This window comes from Promicromonospora kroppenstedtii DSM 19349 (assembly GCF_000515355.1).
Classification (GTDB): domain Bacteria; phylum Actinomycetota; class Actinomycetes; order Actinomycetales; family Cellulomonadaceae; genus Promicromonospora; species Promicromonospora kroppenstedtii.
Map to the genome: position 1 here is coordinate 26168 of NZ_KI911735.1, position 2115 is coordinate 28282.

2 protein-coding genes are annotated in these 2115 nt (G+C 75.7%); one reads left to right on the forward strand and one right to left on the reverse strand.

Annotation, left to right across the window (positions count from 1 at the left end; genetic code table 11):
- The coding region (locus PROKR_RS22175) for a DeoR family transcriptional regulator (protein ID WP_157602471.1) at positions 1–637 on the reverse strand (637 nt) is incomplete at its 3' end.
- A gap of 119 nt (positions 638–756) precedes the next feature.
- On the opposite strand from PROKR_RS22175, the gene PROKR_RS22180 reads away from it, so the two are divergent.
- Positions 757–2115, forward strand: a 1359-nt coding sequence (locus PROKR_RS22180; RefSeq protein ID WP_051433242.1) for a DUF2264 domain-containing protein, incomplete at its 3' end; no start/stop codon positions are given.

The following is a 2115-nucleotide window of genomic DNA, read 5'->3' on the forward strand; positions in this document are numbered from 1 at the left end:
CCTCCCGCACGCGGGGCGCGGTGGGGGTCCGGTCGTAGACGCCGAGCCCCACGCGGCGGTGCCCCAGCCGGGCCAGGTGCTCGACGGCGAGCACGGCGCCGTGCGCGTGGTCGGTGCGGGCCACGTCGAGCTCGCTGAGGCTGGTCAGCGCGTCGATCCGCCGCTCGACGAGCACCAGCGGCACGGGGATCGAGCCGAGCCACGCGGCGAGGTCCTCCGGGCTGCGGTCGCGCGTGGTGGGGGCGAGCACCAGACCTGTGGCCCCCAGCGCGAGGAGCCGCTCGACCTGCTGCACCTCCAGCTCGGACCGGTAGTGCGAGACGCCGAGCACCAGCCGCACGCGCAGGGACGGCGCCAGCGCCTCCATGCCCCGGACCGTGTCCAGGAAGTGCGCGACGGCGCTCGGCACCACCACGCCCACCAGCGCCTGGGCGGCCTGCGGACCCCGGTCGGCGCGCAGCGCGATGGCCCCGCCGTGCACGCGCCCGAGCTTGCCCGCGCGCTCCAGCTCCCGGATGTCGCGGCGGATGGTCACCTCGGAGACCTCCAGCCGCGCCGCGACCTCGGCCGAGCGCACGCTCCCCCGCAGCTCGACCTCGCGGAGGAGGTACTCGTGCCGGCTCCTCGGCAGGTGCATGTCTCTCTCCTCGTGGTCCGCCGACGTCCCCGTCGACGCCGGACCACACTGTAGCCAGCCGATGACCGGAATTGTCCGGTCGGACAGATCCGGGCGGTGCGGCGGGTGAGGATGCGCGCGTGACGACCGCACCCACTGCCGGAACACTGCCCGAGACCACCCCGCGCTGGAGCCGCGACCGCTGGCTGGCGACCGCCGACGACCTGCTGCGCGCCACCGAGCCGTACGCCTCCCCCGGCCGCGCCCTGCTGCCGCTGCCCGGCCCGGTCAGCGCCTCGGGCGCCTGGAGCGACGGGCTGGAGGGCTTCGCCCGGACCTTTCTCCTGGCGGCCTTCCGGGTACGCGGGCAGGGTGGTGGCGACCCCGACGGGCTGCTGGAGCGGTACGCCGAGGGTCTGCGGAACGGCACCGACCCCACGAGCCCCGAGCGCTGGCCGCGCATCGACGAGCGCCGGCAGGCCGTCGTGGAGGCGGCGTCGGTCGCGGTGGGGCTGGCCGAGACGCGGCCCTGGCTGTGGGACCGGCTGGACCACGACGTCCGCGAGCGCGTGGTCGCGTGGCTCGCAGGGGTGGTCGGCACCAGCGGGTACCGCAACAACTGGGTCTGGTTCCAGAACGTGATCGAGGCGTTCCTGGCATCGGTGGGCGGGCCGTGGGACCAGGCCGACCTGGACCGCAACGAGGAGCTGGCCGAGGGTCTGTACGTGGGCGACGGCTGGTACTCGGACGGGCGAGGCCACGACGGGCGGCTCCAGACGTTCGACTGGTACGCCGGGTGGGCGTGGCACCTGTACCCGGTGCTGCACGCGCGGATCGAGGGACGGCCCCTGGCCGAGCGGCACGCGGAGCGGCTGCTGGCCTACCTGGAGCAGGCGCAGCACCTGGTCGGGCCGAACGGTGCCCCGCTGCTGCAGGGCAGGTCGGTCACCTACCGGTTCGCTGTGCTGGCCCCGTTCTGGGCCGGGACGCTGGCGGGGGCCACGCCGCTGTCGCCCGGCGCGACGGGCGCGCTGACGTCGGCGGTGGCGGAGCACTTCTTCGAGCACGGTGCCGTGGACGAGCGCGGCCTGCTGCCGATCGGGTGGCACGGCCGGTTCGACCGGCTGCGGCAGCTCTACTCGGGCGGGGCGTCGCCGTACTGGGCGAGCAAGGGGTTCGCGGGCCTGCTGCTGCCCCCGGACCACCCGGTGTGGACGGCGCCGGACGACGTGCCCGCGCCCTGGCGCCAGGAGAACGTGGTGCGGCTGCGCGAGCCGGGATGGCTGGTCGTGGGGACGCCGTCGGACGGGATCGTGCGGGTGCTCAACCACGGCTCGGACCGGCTGCTGGAGCCGAGGGCGCAGGCGCACGCCGACGACCCCTTCTACCGCCGCGTCGGTTACGCCAACGTGGTCTCGCCGCAGCTCGCGCCCGCGGACGTCGCGGCGCCGTCCGACTCGCACGTGGCGCTGCTCGACGGCGCGGGCCGGCCGTCGCAC